This window comes from Leclercia sp. GLN_9 (assembly GCF_043105735.1).
Lineage (GTDB): Bacteria > Pseudomonadota > Gammaproteobacteria > Enterobacterales > Enterobacteriaceae > Enterobacter > Enterobacter adecarboxylatus.
The window spans coordinates 19,196-39,093 of sequence record NZ_JBICLV010000043.1 but is presented as its reverse complement, the minus strand read 5'-3'; the positions used below and the strand labels follow the sequence as shown (position 1 = coordinate 39,093).

Sequence of the window (19,898 nt, the reverse complement as noted above, 5' to 3'; positions counted from 1 at the left end):
TAATAATCCCGCAGATTAACCAACAGGAGACGTAAAGGGTAACTGGCGAGCAAGGATTTACTTTGCATCAGCAGGACCGGCATTAACCAGTAATTGACCGATTCTATTGTGCAGATCCCCTAACTCGCTCATATATTTATCAGGGGATTTCATGTAGTAGGTGAGTAGTGTCTGCTAATCGCCGTATTTAAAATCAATAGTGATTTTGAGCTTTTCAACATCGACTGTTATTTCACAGGCGTGCCAGAATGATGGCCGTTGTGATGAGACATTTTCCACAATAAATGTCCTCAGCTCAACTAAGAGATCCAGCAATTCAGCATTGGCATGTGCGCCAGCAGTGAACCAGTTTGTCTCTCCTGAGGTGATGTCAACATAATCAAATTCACATTTGCAGTGGTCGCCTTCAGGCGACAGCTCAGCGCGCGCAATGATTTTTGCGGCACTATCGGGCGCTGCGGCTATTAAGACCGAGCCAATATCATTATAAATAGCCTGGGATTGACGCATCATTTTTCCTGACAGATAAATTAGTTCAAATGAGGCAATTTTATGCCCGTAATCATCATACACCATTCAGGCTAAAATTTGATAAAAATCGTTGCAAATTATGCTGTTATAATTTTTTCATCAGCGTTGCGTGACACAGGTGATTATGCTCCGTGTACTGAAGATGTAGTGAGTGGTTCCCATATTCGTATTTTGACCATCCATTGATCCAGCCAAGGAGCATGTCGACTTTGCCTTCGCCAGACAACGTGGGTTTTCCGAGCAATTTTGTAATGAATGTCCTGTCCATCCCGCCTTTAATTCCTGGGATAAAATTGCCTGTAAAAGGTGAATATCCATCTTCATTGCCAAAATAAAAATGAACATGACTTAAGCAGGCTTTCCGAAACCCCATCTCAATACCAGAGTGGAAAAATTTATAATACTTCGTTTTCCCATCAGGATCGTTATATTCATCAGCTTCAGTTGATATAACCGGGGATTCACCAATAGCCTGACACAGGTTAATAACTTCAACAGAATCCTCCCTTTTACCAAGGACATCTATAAAACTAGCCCATTCCACTGTCATTTTATAACTCCCATCTGGCGTGTATTTCTCAACAATAATATCTTGTTCGTTAAAGCACAAATTTATAGCAAAAATTCCGCTAACCGAGTGCCAGGCAATTGTTAATTATCATAATAGGGTGTTCCCTGGGCTGTTTATCGGTAATAAAAAAACCAGATGCTCAAACCTGCAGGTAACCCCAGCCAGGTTAACTCAAGACATATCCACACATCCTTGAAAGAGAAGGGAAAAGCCTCTTTCACATTCCATGCTAATCCTGCACCGACTAAACGGCCAAGGAGCGTCAGGATGAACACGGCCAGACCTGTCGCGCAGCACAGGTAAACAAGGTTAATAAACGATTTAGTGCTGTTTCTCATTTTCGAAATTCCCACTTGCGAATGCGGGATTTTTGTTCAGGAAAGAAGGTTAAACAGGTCCCGTCTGAGCTGATCGAATTCATCGTTTTCACCCATCAAAACCTTTCCGTTTCTATACAATACGAGATCGCTTAGTGACCCCATTCCGCTATACGTCTGTCAGCATGCTCCCGGCACAAAGGCCGGGGTTTTTCTATTTATTCAACAAATCAGGATTATACAGTGGTGATGCCTGCATTTTGGGCTTTATTTCATCATGCCAGATGCCAATTGCCCACTGCCGCGATTTCCCGTTAATAATCGGAACCGCCGCAAGATCAGTTTCAAAAGATGTTAATAACTGGCTGTAACAATGCATATAATCTTTTGATGATAAAGCGGAAAAATCTAATGTATCATCGAAGAGGTCATAGGTTTCATAAACTTTTTCCATAACCTCTGTGCTTACTCCGGCAATATAAGGCCGTAAATAAGAAGCGATAAAATCAATCGCGGAAGATCCCAATGAGACACCATCTTGTCCTCCGAAATACAACCATCCAGCCATAATTACCTCATAAGGTTAACAATATTTCCTGATTTTATTGTAACCAAAAAGGTTCATCATTTGTTCCTAATGCATTGTATTGCTCTGATGTTCTATTAACATCATCAATATAATGCGGCGCGTCGGTGAACCCCACTCTTACAGGTATATACTCATTAAAGCTTTGATAGTAAACCTCTGTACATTCTAATGCTTCATCAAAAGCTTTAAAGAATCGCTCAAAGACTGAAAACAAACTCCTTCCTTCAAAATTTAATCGGGAGTGATTTTTATCTATCCCAAATGACGACCACTCAATATTATCAGGTAATATTACTGAAAATTCATTTTTAATGGAGTCCAGCTCGTTTTTAACTTTGTAAAGATCATCATAAGCTAAAGACCCACGATATAACTTTTCCATTACCCAGGGATATTTGCTACCGTTGGTGCCGTTTTCTAATAAAGAAAGCACCACATTAAAAAAACCTTTCACATCAGACGCTGGCCCAACTTCTGCAAGAGTCATCGCTGCAAGTATTCCTACATTTTTCATTGTGTTTTAAACCTGATTGAGGAAGGAGCAATTGCACCATTTGATTTTTCTACAACGCCTTTTACAATTTTCATTCTATCTACGACTGTCACACTCTGCCCACGCATATCAATCACTAATTGCTTTTGCATTCCTTCAGGTAAATTCTTCTGTCGCTAAACAGCCTGTTTTGCAACATTGTTAATCAATCCATTTTTGTTAGTCGTAATATTATAGTTTTTTACTTCAACACTACAAACATATCCTTGGCACCAGTCAGGACGAACTCCGCCTTTCGTACCATAAGGAACCTCTTTGCCGTCTTTGAAGCTGACTTGTTCACGCCATCCGTCACCGAGATCTTTACCTACATCTATTTCTGATTGCCTGCGGCTGGGACGTGAAGCAGCGGCTATCTCATCGTTGGCTTAGACGCTTCAACAACATCACCTTTAGCCAGTGCCTTCTCTGCTACTTTGAGCACGCCTGCAGCAACACGTCCTCCTGGAATTAAGGAAGCGGCTGCATTGAGATAATCCAGTGCTGACTGTGCCTCCGCTACACTTTTTATAGTACCCACTACCGGAACAAAATCCGCTCCGAGCGAGGCCATCTCTTTCAGCGCTTCCCGACGCTCAGTGTACATTTTAACCGCGCAGGCTTCGGCGCTCATCCCGCCACAGTTTTCGTGCTTATAGCGTTCATTTTCGGCCTTCACCTGCTCTTCGGCCACTCAGGATGTGCGAGAGATTTAGAAAGTATTTGAGGGGGAGGGCCGAACTACGGCTACACTGAAAGGACAGCTTTGATAAGGTTAATAAACGATTTAGTGCTGTTTTTGATTTGGCTAAATGTTTGAAAAATCTCATAGCCCGATGCAAATGATCGGGCTGTTCTTTACCTGAAACGGGACATTCTGGCGTGCCGACACAGATTTCAGGATTTTTACTTTTTATACTCCACAAACTTTTCTTCTAAATAATTCACCCAGTTCTCCATTAAATGATTCATATTTTCCGTCTGAGAATGCGTGGATGGATCATATCCATCAGAAGGAGGCATATATTTAACAAAACCCTCTATTTCAGCGGGGTAGTCAAAATCTGCATAAATAATTTCAACTTCAGATAATGGATCTGCAAAACTAGCACGATTGTTCCAAAGCCAGCTTAGAACAATAAATAACCATTTTTGCCTGATCGTCGAGTCATTGTCTTGCTCAAACCCTGTGCACAACTTCTCTAAAAAGAGAGACACCTCATTTGAACTCTCAGGCATAAGGAATGATAATTCAAGTTCAGAATCAGTATAACTTCCCGTTAAGACTATTTGTTCCGCCATCTTTATGGGCACGTCTGATGCAATGAGATTATTTTCATAACCCCACTTCACATCACACCATGAAAGATGAGTATTTTTAACAATAAAATCATAGGGTACCGGATATAACGTCATGTCACTTATCCTTCGGTGGCCATTGATTAGGAAGACCGGTTATATTACCACCTTCAATAAATCTTTGGTGTGTAACTTTCCCTTGCTTATCATAGATATACTCGTATATTCCTTTCTTATCATTAAAGGAACCTTCAGCCTGAAGAAGTTTTCTTTCTACACCATCCCCCCCTTTGAGAGTGAAAACTTTCCCTTCCATCAATTGCTCCCGGCTCAGATAACTCGCCCCCCGATGAGTTGGGTCAGGTTTTAAACCACTACCAATTCTGTCTGCTTTAAGAATTTTATTAACAACCGAAGATTTTAATGCTGTTTCCACCATAGTCGTGGTTTTCACGACAATCTTCTCCGTGAGAACGACGCCGTTTTTCGCCACGCCTGCAACACCAGCAAGCAGTCCAGCTATATCGGTAACCAGCTTGCCACCTTCGACCCCCGCATTAAACGAACCACTGGCGCCAGCTTTCTGATACTCCGCTTCCAAATGGTCAATACGATCTATATAGGACTGCTTTATCGCATCTGAAACGTTACCTAACACATCGCCACTGTTAAACAGTGATTTCAGCGCTTCGTAAGTTTGCTGCGGATTTGCCCCGACCTTCACGATACCGTCAACGGCATCATACAGTCCTGCGGGCACGCCTGCGATCATCCCTGCTGCAAAGCTGCCATCCTGTCCAAGGTCAATTGCAGTCCATTTAGCCTGTGCGCCTGCCTTACACGCTAAAGTCTGCCATTCAAACGGCCAAGGAGCGTCAGAATGAACACAGCCAGACCTGTCGCGCAGCACAGGTAAACAAGGTTAATAAAAGATTTAGTGCTGTTTTTCATTCTTGAGATTCCCACTTGCGAATGCGGGATTTTTGTTCAGGAAAGAAGGTTAAATAGGTCCCGTCTGATTGCATGCTCCCGGCGTAAGGGCCGGGAGCGTTGATGACTAATCGTCGTATCTGAAGTCTATATTGAGTTTCATTTTTTCAATATCCAGCGTCACTTCACATCCATGCCATGCAGGGCGGCCATTGGTCAGATTATTTTCGATATAGTAGTTGCGAAGCTCTACCAGATAACGAAGGATATCTGTATTCGCCCTTCCACCTGCCGTTAACCATTGAATTTCATCAGCAGCATCAAGATAATCATATTCATACTTACAATGATCGTTTTCAGGTGATAACTCTGCACGCATAATGATCTTTTTAGCTTCGTCGGGAGCAATGCTGTATAAAACAGTACCGATATCTTTATAAATCTCTTGATCATTTCTCATTATTTTCCTCCCGGAGTATTAATAAAGTTTTATTCTACTGGGCGCCCGCCATTGATAGAGTATAAAACGTTAAAGATTTCCAGGCGACCTCCCGTTCCAGAATACACAGGTTCTATCTTACATTGACCTGCTTACCCTCTTTCAGTGCAGCAGCCCACGTATTTTCCATTTGTTTCCAGACACCCTTATTCAGATTGCCACTCATTGGAACAATATTAAGCTTCTCACCCAAACCTCTAAAAATACTGGCTATGAGGTGACCACCTTCATCCCCTGTAACCCCACATTTACCAGCCTTGCACTATTGGTAGGTATTACGATCTCTCGTCAATAATGACAGATCGGCTTCAACAGATGCTACCCGTCCATGATTATCGGTCACAAAAGTTTTATCACCATCAATTTATACGTTTTATTTGGCAGAGGATTATTCAGCTGTTTACTCCAGTTTCCCTTACTACCAGATACAGCAACAATTTCATCACTGGCCTTATTGATTAGCGTAGACGCAGTATCAAGTTCGCCTTTTGCCAGTGCCTTCTCTGCTGCTTTAAGTACTTTCCCTGCTCCGTCACCTACCCCCGGAATAATCGCTATTACAGCGGCCAGATAATCTACTGCAGATTGCGCTTCCGTAAACCCTTTAATATCTCCGACGATGGGTACAAATTCCACACCAAATAACGCCACATCCTTCAGCGCTTCCCGACGCTCAGTGTACATTTTAACCGAGCAGGCTTCGGCGCTCATTCCGGCACAGTGTTCGCGCTTATAGCGTTCATTTTCGGCCTTCACCTGCTCTTCGGCCACTTACTTTGTAATTTTACCCTGCGCCAGCATTGCTACTATGTTGCCCTCAATTATGTATAGAGGCTATCATCGTAGGGCGCTTCAGCCAGAATTTTTTGAATGTCAACTCGCGCCTCCGACTCCCAGGCTGGGTTCATATTCGCCATTATTTCAATAAATTTTGGAAAAGCGATGCGCCGTCCATCCCTCCCTTTAACCCTGTGTTCTAACTCATACTGGTAGGCAATCTGATAGGCGAATTCGGACATTATCCAATAAAGCAGCGTATTCAAAGAGTGAGTGACTTTTCGGGAAAACTCATACCCTCTTTCTGAGTAAATATAATTATATGAATCTTTTTCGAATGAAATATAAGGAGTGCCGTCGCCATAGGGAGCAGAACACAGATTCACTGAATGTTTTGGAAAACCTGCTCGTAAAATAATTTCATCAACTTGTTTTTGTATTTCATTAATATTGGCGAGCATATTAGTGAACCTCACTGCACACTATTTCAACGTTAACTGGATGTTGCTACCATCGGGAACATCTCTTATTTGCAATGCAATATGGGCTCTTGCTTTCATTGCTACTGTCGATTTTTCTAAGTAAAGATTATCTGGCTCATATTTGCCACCCATAACAAACGGAATTTTGGGGGCCAGGCGATAGCCCGCAGGTATTGAACCATACTTCTTCTGCCATGCGTTTGCTAGTGGATAGCCTGTTAAGACCTGATAGTCTTCAAGTATGTTTTTACACCATTCATTGATATCAGGCGCAAGGTAATCAAAAGAGCCTGTTTCTGGATCGAACGTGTATATGCCATCTTTTTTTATACAAAATTGGCCGCCAAAAACATCTTCAGCAAAGAAAATGGCGTTACGAGCAAGATCATCGTAACAATCAATCCATAAGCTATTATCATTCCAGTCGATGAGGCCGATCTCTTCCCCGTCTGTCTCAACAGAGAAAACATGTAGAGCTGACTCGAAACCATAAAATCCGTTTCGTTTATTTAATAAATTAATTAAATCCTCAACCAGAGGATAATCATGAAAAGCTGCGGGTACTTTTTGCCCCTTTTCTGAGGAGATATCACTGCTGCAAACGGATAAGAGCTTTTCCCAAAATATAGACATGTTTAGTTCTCATATTTAAAGTCAATGTTAATCCTGAGTGTTTCAACGTTTACCGTTACCTCACAGCCCTGCCAGAACGGCTTTTCGAGTGATTGAACGTTATCAACGAAAAAATTCCTCAGTTCGACCACAAGATCTAAAAGTTTTGCACTGGCATCCGCTGTTTCAGTAACCCAATGCTGGTTTCCCTGTTTATCAACATAGTCATAAGTAAACTCACCGCAGTCACTTTCAGGTTCTAACTTTGCGTTCAGAATGATTTCTACCGCATCCTCAGGCGCGATCGAAAGCAATACCGCACCAATATCATTATAAATGTCCTGGGATTCGCGCATCTTTCCTCCTGTCGTGAACAAAAATCTAAAAAACCACCTGCGAGAGCAGGGGGTCAGGAAAGAAGGTTAAACAGGTCGCGCCGGAGCTGATCGAGTTCATCGTTTTCACTCATCAAAACCTTGCCGTTTCTATACATTACGAGATCGTTTTGAGACCCCATTCCACCATAGAGATTGAGAAAAATGTGTTTGGTATCATCAGAATCAAGCTCATATTTTTTAGCCAGTTTAAAAATACTGGCTGACCATTCGGCATATCCGCCTAATTCTAATAGGGTAGCCATGCGTTGCATTTTATCTACGATTAGAGTCGTTTTCTCGATAGTCATTTTACCGTCTTAATATCCATATTTTCAGAGGTTTTAAGTCCATAACATAGATACTGCAGATTTGTTGCCGCCAATGCAGGTCTGTAAGAACGATTCATTAAATGAGGTTAACGTAAACCCAGCGTATCGGGAAGGGCTTTGACAAAGTCGGACTCATCCCCCCGGTACGCTTTCGCAATTTCTGCAAAGGAATCGATAACGCGAATTTTCTCATCGTCCTTTAATAGCTGAAGCTCGGCGGCTATATGTTCCATCATTTCCACAGCGGCATCTGGATTGAGCGAATTTTCGTCAGTAAATTCAAGGAAAATGGCCATATCGGCAATAACTTTAATTAAATGATGTGATTGAGTCACAGATTGTTTCCCCACAATAAAGTCAGTTCGGCGTATCGGAAAGCGTTTTAACAAAGTCATTATAGGCTTCATGAAGATGATAAAAATAAGCATCGGGCTCATCCTTAACAACCTCAAATCGTGCTAACAATTTCGTGAATAGCCCTTCGGGAACGGGATAAGGTGTGGCTTCGTTTTTATCACAATAAAAATAAAAAAAAGTCTTTTCAAGTTCCGGGATAGAAAGTCTTTCCGCCTGGCTATAAAGATACTGATACGCGAAACGCCATTCACTGGACAGTAATAAGTAATCAAGTGCGGCTGATTTTAGTTCATCATTGACCTGGGACAGCTGCAAAAATCTCTGACAATATTTTAGCGCCGCGGGTTGATCTTCCATGAGCAGCATACCCAGATATTCCAGCGTATCATCATTCGGATCGTTAAATGAATTTGATTCGACATAGCCGTTTAACAGGTAGAGATCTAATCCTGTCTGTAGTTGATCAACTGATTTGGTTGTCATTTACAGGCTCCTGTCTTCACCGAAGATAATTGTTTCGTTTCATCTCCCGCCAGCAGAGGCGGGAGATGATTCACATTGCAACCTGTCAAGGTCTTTTACCGGTGATAAAAAAACCAGATGATCAAACCTGCAGGCAGCCCCAGCCAGGTTAACTCAAGACATATCAACACATCTTTGAAAGAGAAGGGGAAATCCTCCTTCACATTCCATGCTAATCCCGCACCGACTAAACGGCCAAGGAGCGTCAGAATGAACACAGCCAGACCTATCGCGCAGCACAGGTAAACAAGGTTAATAAACGATTTAGTGCTGTTTTTCATTCTTACTACCGCTCTCTTTCAGCTTATCTGAAACCATACCCGACATCGCAGAGTCCCCTGCGTTACCCAATATTGAAGGTAAAGGGTGTTGTGGTACAGGTTTGGTTATTGTCCAGACGCCTGTTGGAACCCACTCGTACTGTTTTGATACCGGGTTGAATATTTTATCAAACGGCACTTTGATCATGTTCCCTGTAGCGAAACCTGCAGAAGCACCCGCCTTACTCAGTAAAGCTGCGAGCATAGGATCGTCGCCATTGATTTGAGCTTGATAGTAACCACCTGCTGCGTTCCATGTCACGGTTGGGTTATAACCTTTACCCGCGGTGATCGCCCCGATAACCCCAGATCCAATAAGATCGGCAAGTTTGACTTCACCCGTCGTTTTGTACTGAATACCTGCCCCTAAACCGACACCCACGCCCACAGCGATAAGCTGCTCTTTGGTGTTATTTACGGCGTTGGTCAGAATCGCTCGTCCGCCCATGATGATCACCGGCCATGAGGTTGGATCCATCACCACAGACAATACGCGATCCCCTTTGGTGATATTGTCCTGCAGGAATTTCAGGTCCGCGCCATTCAGATAATTCACCAGTGCCGCTGCCGTCGGATCTTTGAGTTTTTCATCCAGGCGGAACTGCCCCGGCTGCGGATCGTTGGCCACGTTGGTAGAGGCCTGGATCAGCTCCTGCCAGGTAACACAGGTCACCCCTCCGCCGGTACAGGCATCCGCAAGCTCTTTGCTCTTCTTATTACTGATTGCCAGATACTTCTCAACCACCTTCATGCAGTCACCGCCGGAGGCTTTACACTCCAGTAGCTCTTTATCTAGCTGACGTGCTTCTGCCGTACTTAGATAGTTATTCTCAACCGTCGTCTTACCCGCCTGCGCTCCCGCCACAGCAGAGGCAGAGCTGTCGCCCACCAGTCCGCCGGACAAGCCCGCCGCCAGCGTTGCCAGCGCAGAGACCGTCTGCTTCTGGGTTTCATCCAGCTCATCGGCAGATTTCCCGTACATCTCGGTGGCGATCATCCCCACCAGCTCGCCCGTGGCGGCACCGGCGGCACCCGCCAGCGCGTTTTGCCCCTGGGCGGCGGCCAGCGCGGCGTTGACCACCGCGTGGGCCGCGACTTTGCCCGCGTCGTTCAGGCCGCTGTAGTGACCAATCACCTCCGCCACGTACGGCGCAGCACCGCCAGCAAGGGCCGCACTGAGATCGCTCCCGGCCAGCCCCTGAACCGCCGCCGTCGCCGCCTGAATCGCCTGCTGATACTGACCGCCGGTGCCAAAGCCCGAGGCGCTGAGCGCGTCGTTGTAGGCCGTCTGGTAGATCTGGCCGTTGATGTCGCTCAGGGTCGCGGTTTTGCCCGGGTTGGCTTTTTCCCACGCGGCTTTCGCCTCCTGCAGGTCCTGTGCATTGACGTGGTTCAGCTTCTCTTTCGCGGCGTTAGTGGCGCGGATGCTGCCCTCGGTGCGGGCAATATCCGCCACCTGATTACCAATCTCGCCGATCAGCTGCGCCTGCTGGAGTCGCTCCTGCTCTTTCTCTTTGTCGAAGATAGGGGAGAGCGTCTGGTTGGCGTGCGCCACGTCGCGGCTGAGCTGATTCACATCCTGAACCTGACGATCCTGGTCGCGGACGATCAGCGTACCGTCAGATACCGCCGCGTGCGTGGTGCTGCTGTCATGCCCGTCGCGGTTCGCGCCCACCAGCAGGCCGTTAGCCATATTCCCGGCAAACTGGCTGCCGATGCTGCCCCCGGTGCTCATGCCCACGCTCTGGTGTTCCACTTCGAAATCGGCGCGGTTTTCAATATCGCTAAAGCCGATGGTGCCGGTATCGAGACGGTTTTTATCAGCGGTTGCCGTCGAGCCAATCACCGCCCCGTTGAGCTGGGTATGCTCGCCCACGGTCACGTCGTAGCCGCCTTTACCGGCGAAGATCCCGGTCTTTTCAACCACCGAGTCGTAGTTGCTGTGCATCTTGTCGCGGCTGACGTTGACGCTGGCCGAGCCGGTCATGGAGCCGATGCTGAAGCTCCCGCCCGCGCTGGCGTTCTGCTGTTTCGAGTCGTAGCGATCGCTGTCCTGCTCGGAAGTGAGCGTCAGGTTGCGGCCAATGTCCGCTTTCACGGTTTCGCCGCTCACCTGCGCCCCGGTCAGGGTGGCGTCACGTCCGGTCAGGAGATTCACCTGGCGGCCCGCGTCCACGGTGGTCTCGCTGTGGGTGGTGCCGTTGCCGCTCTCGTTGCCTTTGCCGCGGTTGACGCTGGCGGAGATGTTAAGGCCAAAGCCGCCGGAGCCCACGCCGATGCCAACCCCGACGCTGCCGCCCTTGCTCTCGTTTTTGCCGTCCAGCAGTTGGGTGTTTTGCGCCGAGCGCAGGTACAGATCGCGGTTGGCGGCAAGGGTGATATCGTTGCCCGCCTTCAGCTGGCTGCCTTCCACGGTCAGATCTCCGTCCGTGCCGCGCGCGCCGCTGCCGGTGGCGATCACGCTGAGATCGCGCCCGGCGTTAAGGGTGCTGCCTTGAGCGGTGTTCTGCTCGCTGTACTGGGTCGATTTCGACGACTGGCTGCCGTAAGAGAGGCTAATACCCACCGTGTTGGTGTTAGAGGCATCCGCGCCCATGGCCTGATCCAACCGTCCGGCCTGCGCGGCCTGTACGCCGGAGAGCGCCGCCTTAACGCCCTGCAATGCCTGCAGGCGGCTGCTGCCGGAGGATTTCGCCTGCTGGGAGGCCTCGACGGCGCTGTTCAGCGCGCTGCCAACGGTGCCGGAGAGCGCCAGCGTCAGCCCGGAGGTTTTCTGCTCCACCTCGTGGGTCTGCTGGCTGCGGTTGTTCACCGCCGTGATATCGACGTTTTTACCGGTCAGCGTCATGTCCTGACCGGCCACCAGATCGGAGCCGCTCACCGTCAGGCGATCGCCCGCCCGCAGGCTCAGGTCGCCGTTGACGCTACCCACCGTGCTGCCCGCCTGGGTGGCGTCCGCGCCGGTATCGGTGGTTTTGATGCTCTGGGTGCCGACGCTAAAGCCGATCCCGCCCGAGCTTAACAGCCCCGATTTTTTCTCCTGCTTCTGGTGCAGTTCGTTATTACGTTCGGCCTGGGTCTCGACGCTCAGGTTGTTGCCTGCCAGCAGGGCAACATCGCCCGTACCGGCCACGTTGCTGCCGCGCACGGTGAGATCGTTGCCGGCGGTCAGGTTAACGGTGTCGCCGTTCAGCTCGCTGCTCTGCACCGTCTGGCGGTCAATCTGGTCGCGGGTGGTCGTGGTGGTTTTCGACAGGAAGCCGTTACCGCCCACCACTTTATGCCGTTCGTCCAGATCCTGCGTATTCTCGCCCGCCGTCAGGGTCAGGTTATTCCCGGCGCTGACGTTCAGCGCCTCGCCAGCGGAGAGGGCGGCGGCGCGGGCGTTGAGATCGTTCCCGGCGGCCAGAGTGACGTCACCTTTACCCGTCACTTCGCTGCCGATGCTGTTGGTCTGCCCCTGTTTCAGGCTGTTATCGCCATCCCACACCAGATTATCGCGGCTGGCGGTTTCCACCGTGTTCAGGGTCATATCCCGCCCGGCCACCAGCTGCGCTTTGCCGTTCTCGCCGCTGGCGATCACCTGCGCCCCGGTCAGGGTGATATCCCGCCCGGACTGCAACGCCAGCTTGCCGTCGTCGCCCTGGACGTAAATGCCCGAGACGCTGTTGATGGTGGTGCGGGCAAAGCTGTTCTCACCGTTCACGCTGGAGGCGCTGGTGGTGGTACTGGTGAGGGTGATGTCACGTCCGGCGCGGGCCAGCACGCTGCTGTCGCCCACGATGGCGCCGCCAATATTGTTGATATCGGTGCGAGCGTTCAGGTTGACGTCTGCCCCCTGGATGGTGCCGGTCTGGTTGGTGATGTTGTCGGCATCAAGCTGCAACACATTGCGCCCGGCAATCGTCCCGCGGTTAAACAGGTCGCCGTTGAGTTTAATGGAGACGTTGTTCCCGGCAATCAGCGCCCCGGAGCCGTCGATATCCCCCGGTTTCACTTTGGCGTAGACCTGCGGGACCAGTACGTTTTCCATTGAGCCGTTCGGCATCTTCACCTGGGTGTTAACCAGCCAGACGATATCCCCGGTCAGGAGCGCCATCTGCTCCGGCGTCAGCGCCACGCCGAGCTTCAGGTCATACTGCTTGCCGAAGGTAATGCCGCGATCCATCAGCGCTTTATACTGCTCTTCGTCGTTGTTATAGCCGTCGAGATAGCGCTGGCCGGTAATGCCAATCACCTGCTCGCGGATCAGGCGCTGCTCGTAGTAGCCGTCGCCCAGCCGCTTAAGGGTATTGTCGCCATCGGCGGTAAAGGCGTTCTGCATATAGTCGCTGCCGAGCCACTGGCGCTCGTTGGTAAAGCGCGGATCGGTCTCCACCAGATACGGCACCTCCGCCGACGGGTTCACCTTGAACAGGCTGTTGTCCGGCAGGGTGGTATTTGGGCCGATAATGCGGATCGCGCCGTCGGCCGGGGTCACTTCAAACTGCTGCCCGGCAGGCGGGGTCACCGGCTCGCCCGGGGAGACGGTCTGCTGCGGCACAGGTTTCACGCCAGCAGCCTGCCCAATCGCCACGTCCGTTCCCTGCAACACCAGCGGAGTGATACTGAGATTGCTCCCCTCGACGCTGCCGTTGCTGACCAGTTGGCCCGGTTTCAGGGCGATATCCTGGATGGTGGTTGGCGGGGTGTAGGCCGTGCGATCGCGTCCCTGCTCGTCGTCGCCTTTGTGGCGAATACGGTAGTAGTGGGTGACGGTGCCCTCATCGGTGGTGTAACGCTTGCCGGGCACGTCGTCGTTCTGCACGCTGCCCATCTGGTCAATCGCCAGGGTGCCGCCTGCGATCACCTGACTCTTGTCGTTGAACAGCTTGTCGCCGGTCATCAGCAGGTTGCCGCCGGCGAGGATCTTCGCCGGGTCGCTCTCTTTGATGCGCGTTTCGTCGATCGTGCGGGTGTAGTCGTACTGGTTGAAATTGTCATTGCCGTGGCCGGAACGCTCTGGCGTGTTGAGGTTTTTCAGGCCATCGGAGGAGTTGTCATCCACCCACACGCCTTGCTCAGTCGAACTCCAGCGGTTGGTTGAACCCGTGTGCTGGTAGTCGGTCAGATCGTCCTGCGACACCCGCACCACCTCGGTGGAGAAGTGGTCGTTGATGTTGTTGATCTGCCCGGCGGCAATCGCCATATCCCCGGCGGACTCGATGGTCGAGCTGTGGTTGTTAATGGTGCCCGCGCGGCCGGTGACGGCACCATTGTCGTCCAGCGCGCCGCCGATGGCCATGCTACCTGCGCTGTAGATCAGACCGTGGTCGGCGTTGTTCAGGGTCTGCACGCCGAGGTTCACACGCTCGCGCCCGGCCAGCGTCGACGCAGTGCCGTTTTCGGCGAGGTTGTTAAAGGTATCCACATTTACACCCACCGCGTCGCCGTAGATCCGCCCGGTGCCGATGTTGGTCAGGGTGTCAGCGTTAATGCGGGTGGTGATCCCGTCGATCAGGCCGCTATTGCGTACCGTGCCGGTGGCCGTCAGGGTGGTGCTCCCGGCATTGATTTCGCCGCTGGCGAGGTTGGTCAGATTGGCGCTCTGCACATTGAGGGCTCTGCCCGCCATCAGCTGGCCGCTGTTGGTGAGATCCCCGTCGGTAGTGAAGGTCAGGTTGCCGTTGGCGATGGTGGTGCCGGTGTTGTTCACGCCGTTAGCGCTGTGGAGATCCATATCCCCCAGCGACAGCAGCTGGCCGCTGGCATCCAGCGACGCCGCGTCTACGTTCAGGGTTTTACCCGCTTTCAGGGTGCCGCCCGCGTTGACCAGATTCAGGCCGCTACCGCTAAGATCCAGGGTGTCACCGGAGGCCAGCGCCCCGGCGCTGTTGTTCAGCACACCGCTGTTATCGATGCTCAGTGTGTTATTCGCCAGGATGCTGCCACGCTGGTTATCCAGGGCACCGGTATTGAGCGCCAGACTCTGGCCCTCCAGTCCCTGGTTTTCACCGAGCGTGTCGCGGTTAATAACGTTCAGGGCATTGAGGGTCACGCTTTTGCCGCTGCGGATCAGCCCCGAGACGTTCTCTACAGTCCCACGAGCGCTGTCGAGGAGCAGATCGCCCACCGACTGGATCTGCCCGCCGCCGTTTTGCAGGTTCTGGCTGTGCAGGGTGGTATCGGCTTCGCCAATCACCCGCCCGCCGCTGCGGTTATCAAGACGGGTGGCTGCAATATCCGCCGCGTCGCTGGCGGCCAGGGTACCCGCCTGGTTATTGAGGCGGTCTGCCGAGAGGTTCAGCGCCCCCAGGCTGTTAAGGGTACCTGCGCTATTATCGATGGCACTTGAGGTGACGTTCACGCCGTCGCCCTGCACCACGCCTTTATTATTGATGAGCTGCGTGGTGGTCAGGGAGAGGCTCTGCGTCGCCGCCAACTGCCCGGCGGTATTGTTCAGCGTATCGCCGTCAAAGGTGAGGCTGGTACCAGAGAAGGTGGTGCCCTGGCTGTTATCCAGCAGGCCGCCGCTCAGGGTCATGGCCCCGACCGATTTCAGCGCGCCGCCGTTATTGCTGAGACTGTCGAAACCGGCGTTCAACGACCGGTTCGCGCCAATCTGGCCGTCGGTGTTGTCGATAGCACCCGCGTTCAGGCTAAAGTCGCCTTCGCTTGCCAGCAACCCGCTCTGGTTGTTCAGCGCACCTGCGTTCAGGCTGAAGCCGCCGTTGCTCGCCAGGAAGCCGCTCTGGTTGTTCAGCGTGCCGCTCTCAAGGCTCAGGGAACCCTGAGAGAGCAGGGAGCCGGAACGGTTGTCAAACGCGCCGCCGTTCAGGGCCAGGGTTGCGCCATCGGCGACAATCACCCCCTGCTGGTTGTTAAGGCTTCCGGCGCTGATGCGCTGGGTTTTTGCCGCCTCGATGCGGCCTTTGGCGTTGTTCACCGCCTGCTGGCTTTGGATTTCACCCTCGCCCGTCGCGGCAGAGATCAGCCCCTGCTGGTTGTTCACGGCCCCGGCCTCCAGCCGGGTATTGCCCGCCACCGCCACGATCTTCCCTGCGGTGTTGTCGATTGCCCCGGCCTGCAGCCGGGTATCGCCTGCCACCGCCATAATCTGCCCGGCGGTGTTATCGAGGGTGTCAGCCTTGAGCTGCACGCCGTTCGTCGCGCCAATCTGCCCCTGCTGGTTATTGATGTTACCCGGCAGATCGACAGTCAGCGCGTTGCTGCCACGCTGGACGATGTTGCCTTTCTGGTTACTGAGGTCGTGGGCGCTGAGGTTAATCGTCTCCGCGCTCAGCGTGCCCCCGGCGTTGTTAAGTAATTTCCCGGTGCGGACGGTCATTTCGTTGGCGTTGACCTTCGCGCTGGCGGTGTTCACATCCCCCGCGCCGCCGTCCAGCAGGAGGCGTTTGCCCTGGGTCTGGCTGCCGCTGACGTCCACGCCCTGGCCACGGACGCTGAGATCCCCGCCCGCCAGGGTTTGCCCGTGGGCGCTCAGCTGGCCGCTGGTGCTGAGTTCCAGATCGCCCGCGTCGGCGAGCTTGCCGTCGCTTTTCACCCCGGCGGCCAGCACGCTCTGCTGGCTCCCGGTGAAGCTTGCCGCATTGACCCGGACATTGCTGGCGGCAGTGATGACTCCGCTGTTGTTCATGTCGCTGGCGGTTTGCAGGCTGGCGCTATCGCTGGCACGAAGGGTGCCGCTGTTCTCAATGCGTCCGTCGGCGGAGAGGGTCACGGTGCCCGCCTGGGCACCGATGGCCCCGGCGTTACGCACCCCGACACCGCTCTCGGTGCCGACCATGCGGATCTTACCGGCATACATGCCGCCGAGGCTGGCCACATCCACCGCCAGCTGTGGACGGGTAGCAGGATCGTCGCTGCCTTTTTCGATGACCTCGTGGGCCGCATCCACCTTGTTGCGCCCGGTGGTGACCTTCAGATCCTTGGCCCACAGCCCGGCGTTAACCTTCACCGAGCGGGCAATGATGTCGGTGTAATCCGCGCCGGAGGTATCCATCCCCGCGCCGTCCACCACCACCTCGCCGCGCTCGACGTTGAAGCCGGTCAGCGCGCCGTCTTTTATCTGCGGCTGGCCAGTGGTGAGGGTGGCGCGGTTGGCGTTAATAAAGCCGCAGCCGCTACAGGTGATGCCCGACGGGTTGGCGATCACCACCTGGGCTTTTTTACCGGCGACTTCGATCATGCCGTTCAGCTTGCTCGGGTCGCGGGAGCTAACCTCGTTGAGGATCACTTTGGCTTCGCCTTTCGCCAGCCACGGGTTGCCCGCCACCATGCCGCCCAGATTGGTCTGCACGTTTTTGTGCGAGTTGTTGAGGATCGCCCCTTTGCTGTCCACGTCGAACTGGGTGTAGTTGTTACGTGACACCCCGGCGCTGGACGGGGTCTGGATATTGACCTGTGGCGTGCCGTTGGCGCTGTTCACTACCGTCGGCTGCTGGTTTTTTGGCGCACCGGCGTCCGCCACGATAGCGGCCTGCGCCGTCTGCACGGCCCCCATCGCCAGCCACAGGCTCAGGCTGATGGCGCTCACCTTGCCGATAAGCTGGCTGTGGGTATGACCGATGCCGGAAGAACGTGACGAACCGGCGCGGCCGGAGCGGGCGATATCCGCCACCACCATCAGCATGCCGCGCGCTTTGTTGAAGACAATTCGGTACAGGTTCTTATTCATGGTTCGTTCCTTTAAACGCTTCCGGCAGGCTCACGGTGAGCGGGTGATTCTGTTGCCACTCTCTGGCGTGTTGACGGCTGACGTGGCTGCCGTGGAACAGCATCACGCGCTTGCCACGTTCTGCGCCGCGGTGATACAGCGCGCGGCAGACGTGGTCGGGGAAGATATCGCGGCGCATCAGGTTGTACATCGCGGGGGTATGGCCGAAGGGGGCGATCCAGTCGCTGAACCAGATCCGCTCTCCGCTATCCCAGTCTTCTTCTTTCATCTCGATGGCGGGGCGGGTGAGGTAGCGGGCTTCCGCCTCCTCGTTCATGCTGGCCCAGCTGAGGAAAAAGACTGGCCGGTCGTTTTCGCTCACCAGCACGTACTGTTGGCGTTTGATGATCGGCAGCAGCAGGGTGGGCAGGGCATGCAGCGGGGCGTCCCGGTGCATCGGGGAGTGCATCCACAGCCAGACGGTGGCCCCCAGCACTTCGGCCTCGCTCTCCCGGCCGCCGAGGATCAGCGGCGCTTTGATATCCAGATGTCCGACGCGCATCACCAGCTCCAGTTGAGGTTAAAGCCGAGCGTGAGATCGCTGGTTTCAAAGCCGTCCGGCTTCGAGAATGGCGTTCCGGCGAACAGGTCATAGCCGGTGTTGAAGGCGTTGCCGCGCAGGCCCGCTACGCCGCCCGCCAGGTGTTTACCCACCTGCAGATCGGAACTGTAACCGCCCACTTCGCCGTAATCGGCACCCAGATAGAACTCCTGGTTCGGCAGCGGCGTGCGCCAGGCCAGATCGTTACGCACGTACCAGCCGTGGCTGGCGCTCAGGGTGCGCTCGCCGTCAAAGCCGCGCACCGTCCAGCGGTTGCCGATGGCGAACTGATCCTGCGGGGTCAGCGGCGTGTTGCTGATCTGGCGCAGGTACTGCACGTTGTAGCGGAAGTTTTGCGTGCCGATGGCAAACGGCAGATCGAGCTGGCCGCTTATCAGGGTAATTTTGCTGAGCGCAGTCGCATCGCCCCAGAACTCTTCCGGCGCAGGCTGTGCGCCGAACCAGCGGGTGCCGCGCTGATAGCTGATGCCCGCATCCAGCGTGGCCTGGCCGATGTAGTGGCGATGATCCAGCCCGATGCGCCAGCCCGCGGTCTGACGACGCTGGACGCCCACTTCCGTGTCATCGATAAAGTTGCGGGTCTCCCGCGCCAGCACGTCGTAGCTAAAGGTGGTTTTTTGCGAGCCGCTGCGGTGCAGCACGCGGCTGAGCTGGATATCGAGGTTTTTGCTTTTACCGCTGTAGCGATAATCACTGTTCAGCCCGGCGACGGTCTGGTGGTAGTCGTAGTCGCTGCCGGTGACGCCCAGCATCCAGTAGCCAAAGGGCACCGAGTAGTGCGCCGTGTAGTTTTTGCTGCCTTTGCCGCCCTTGTCGTTCAGGTCGTGACTGGCAGAGACATACAGCAGGTCGCTCAGGGAGAAGGGGTTATCCAGCGACAGCGTGACGCCGCCCTGATAGCGCCCGGTGGTTTCGGTCCCGGCATCGTCCAGCGACAGGCCGATACGCCACATTTTGCTCTGCTTACGGGTGATCACCACGTCGCTCTCGCCCGGGTTCTCTCCCGGCAGCAGCTCCATATTGGCCTCTACCGTCGGCAGACGTTGTAAGTTTTCCAGCCCCTGTTCAATATCGCGCAGATCCAGCAGATTCCCTTCGTGGGCCGGGAAGGCGCTGTACAGCTGGATATAGTCATCGCTCTCTTTAGTGAGCCGCACGTGGCGGATGGTGCCCGGCACAATGGTGAGTTTCAGCGTTCCGCTTTTCAGATCCTGCGACGGGGCCAGCACGCGGGTGGTGATCCAGCCGTGGTCAACGAGGCGGTTTTGCATCGTGCTCATCAGCAGATTGATCCCTTTGCCGCCCAGACAGCGCCCCTGCGCCTGGTCCGCAATCCGCTGCAGCGGCACCCAGTGGGGCAGGGCTTGCTGGCCGCTCAGTTCGACGCGGTTGATCGGGAAGCAGGGGGATTCCGTCGGAAACGCAATCTTGCCAAAGCCGGATGACGGCTCAGAAAGGCGTACATCGGGAACAGGCGGGGTTAATTGCTGTTCCAGGGCTCTCTGACGCTGCTGCTGAATAATAAATTGATTATCTGGCTCCGCTGCCTGGGCAGGGATCATTAAAGACAGGCCAG

General features: G+C 53.2%; 20 protein-coding genes and 2 pseudogenes. All 22 read right to left on the bottom strand.

What is annotated here, in order from left to right; genetic code table 11:
* Positions 1–174 precede the first annotated feature (174 nt).
* The 22 genes and pseudogenes from ACF8PE_RS21885 to ACF8PE_RS21780 all read right to left on the bottom strand — a co-directional run bounded on the left by ACF8PE_RS21885 (position 175) and on the right by ACF8PE_RS21780 (position 19,884).
* A complete protein-coding gene (locus tag ACF8PE_RS21885; protein WP_103792511.1) occupies positions 175–510 on the bottom strand; it encodes a hypothetical protein in 336 nt (111 codons plus the stop codon).
* Between the two features lie 106 nt (positions 511–616).
* Positions 617–1,081, bottom strand: a complete 465-nt coding sequence (locus ACF8PE_RS21880) for a hypothetical protein (RefSeq protein WP_144882617.1) — start codon at positions 1,079–1,081, stop codon at positions 617–619.
* A gap of 395 nt (positions 1,082–1,476) precedes the next feature.
* A pseudogene (locus tag ACF8PE_RS21875) lies at positions 1,477–1,593 on the bottom strand (DUF6966 domain-containing protein); the annotation flags it as partial.
* A gap of 40 nt (positions 1,594–1,633) precedes the next feature.
* Positions 1,634–1,987, bottom strand: a complete 354-nt coding sequence (locus ACF8PE_RS21870; RefSeq protein WP_146054039.1) for a hypothetical protein — start codon at positions 1,985–1,987, stop codon at positions 1,634–1,636.
* A gap of 34 nt (positions 1,988–2,021) precedes the next feature.
* Positions 2,022–2,522, bottom strand: a complete 501-nt coding sequence (locus tag ACF8PE_RS21865) for an Imm70 family immunity protein (protein ID WP_392495283.1) — start codon at positions 2,520–2,522, stop codon at positions 2,022–2,024.
* On the bottom strand, positions 2,519–2,653 hold the full coding sequence (locus tag ACF8PE_RS21860; protein ID WP_262983458.1) for a hypothetical protein: 135 nt from the start codon (positions 2,651–2,653) through the stop codon (positions 2,519–2,521). Before ACF8PE_RS21860 ends, ACF8PE_RS21865 begins: the two co-directional genes overlap by 4 nt.
* Positions 2,654–2,913: 260 nt before the next feature.
* Entirely contained in the window at positions 2,914–3,234 is a 321-nt protein-coding gene (locus ACF8PE_RS21855) for a hypothetical protein (RefSeq protein ID WP_392495282.1), read from the bottom strand.
* Between the two features lie 212 nt (positions 3,235–3,446).
* Positions 3,447–3,956: a DUF2247 family protein gene (locus ACF8PE_RS21850; protein WP_077227765.1), complete on the bottom strand. Its 510-nt coding sequence runs from the start codon at positions 3,954–3,956 to the stop codon at positions 3,447–3,449.
* A gap of 1 nt (position 3,957) precedes the next feature.
* A pseudogene (locus tag ACF8PE_RS21845) lies at positions 3,958–4,692 on the bottom strand (filamentous hemagglutinin); the annotation flags it as partial.
* A 204-nt stretch (positions 4,693–4,896) separates the two neighbouring features.
* Positions 4,897–5,229, bottom strand: a complete 333-nt coding sequence (locus tag ACF8PE_RS21840) for a hypothetical protein (RefSeq protein WP_032613425.1) — start codon at positions 5,227–5,229, stop codon at positions 4,897–4,899.
* A 112-nt stretch (positions 5,230–5,341) separates the two neighbouring features.
* On the bottom strand, positions 5,342–5,461 hold the full coding sequence (locus ACF8PE_RS21835) for a DNA/RNA non-specific endonuclease (RefSeq protein WP_392495281.1): 120 nt from the start codon (positions 5,459–5,461) through the stop codon (positions 5,342–5,344).
* A 146-nt stretch (positions 5,462–5,607) separates the two neighbouring features.
* Positions 5,608–6,039 carry a hypothetical protein gene (locus ACF8PE_RS21830; protein ID WP_155167178.1) on the bottom strand — a complete coding sequence of 144 codons (432 nt, stop codon included), beginning with the start codon at positions 6,037–6,039 and terminating at the stop codon, positions 5,608–5,610.
* A 50-nt stretch (positions 6,040–6,089) separates the two neighbouring features.
* The gene (locus ACF8PE_RS21825; RefSeq protein ID WP_196221584.1) at positions 6,090–6,506 is read right to left on the bottom strand and encodes an Imm63 family immunity protein; all 417 of its coding nucleotides are present in this window, start codon (positions 6,504–6,506) and stop codon (positions 6,090–6,092) included.
* 21 nt (positions 6,507–6,527) lie between these two features.
* Positions 6,528–7,160 carry an SMI1/KNR4 family protein gene (locus tag ACF8PE_RS21820; protein ID WP_392495280.1) on the bottom strand — a complete coding sequence of 211 codons (633 nt, stop codon included), beginning with the start codon at positions 7,158–7,160 and terminating at the stop codon, positions 6,528–6,530.
* Positions 7,161–7,162: 2 nt separating this feature from the next.
* Complete coding sequence (locus ACF8PE_RS21815; RefSeq protein ID WP_392495279.1) at positions 7,163–7,495, bottom strand: hypothetical protein; 333 nt, start codon at positions 7,493–7,495, stop codon at positions 7,163–7,165.
* 53 nt (positions 7,496–7,548) lie between these two features.
* Complete coding sequence (locus ACF8PE_RS21810) at positions 7,549–7,824, bottom strand: DUF6966 domain-containing protein (RefSeq protein WP_392495278.1); 276 nt, start codon at positions 7,822–7,824, stop codon at positions 7,549–7,551.
* A 107-nt stretch (positions 7,825–7,931) separates the two neighbouring features.
* Positions 7,932–8,180 carry a hypothetical protein gene (locus ACF8PE_RS21805; RefSeq protein ID WP_223610385.1) on the bottom strand — a complete coding sequence of 83 codons (249 nt, stop codon included), beginning with the start codon at positions 8,178–8,180 and terminating at the stop codon, positions 7,932–7,934.
* 22 nt (positions 8,181–8,202) lie between these two features.
* Positions 8,203–8,685, bottom strand: coding sequence for a hypothetical protein (locus ACF8PE_RS21800; RefSeq protein WP_117386752.1), 483 nt, complete (start codon positions 8,683–8,685; stop codon positions 8,203–8,205).
* A gap of 95 nt (positions 8,686–8,780) precedes the next feature.
* Positions 8,781–9,005, bottom strand: a complete 225-nt coding sequence (locus ACF8PE_RS21795; RefSeq protein ID WP_032613411.1) for a hypothetical protein — start codon at positions 9,003–9,005, stop codon at positions 8,781–8,783.
* Positions 8,989–17,721 carry a hemagglutinin repeat-containing protein gene (locus tag ACF8PE_RS21790; RefSeq protein ID WP_392495277.1) on the bottom strand — a complete coding sequence of 2,911 codons (8,733 nt, stop codon included), beginning with the start codon at positions 17,719–17,721 and terminating at the stop codon, positions 8,989–8,991. Before ACF8PE_RS21790 ends, ACF8PE_RS21795 begins: the two co-directional genes overlap by 17 nt.
* Positions 17,714–18,262: a toxin-activating lysine-acyltransferase gene (locus ACF8PE_RS21785; protein ID WP_103792502.1), complete on the bottom strand. Its 549-nt coding sequence runs from the start codon at positions 18,260–18,262 to the stop codon at positions 17,714–17,716. Before ACF8PE_RS21785 ends, ACF8PE_RS21790 begins: the two co-directional genes overlap by 8 nt.
* Entirely contained in the window at positions 18,262–19,884 is a 1,623-nt protein-coding gene (locus tag ACF8PE_RS21780) for a ShlB/FhaC/HecB family hemolysin secretion/activation protein (RefSeq protein ID WP_165718634.1), read from the bottom strand. The genes ACF8PE_RS21785 and ACF8PE_RS21780 overlap by 1 nt, the downstream gene beginning before the upstream one ends.
* Positions 19,885–19,898: the final 14 nt, after the last annotated feature.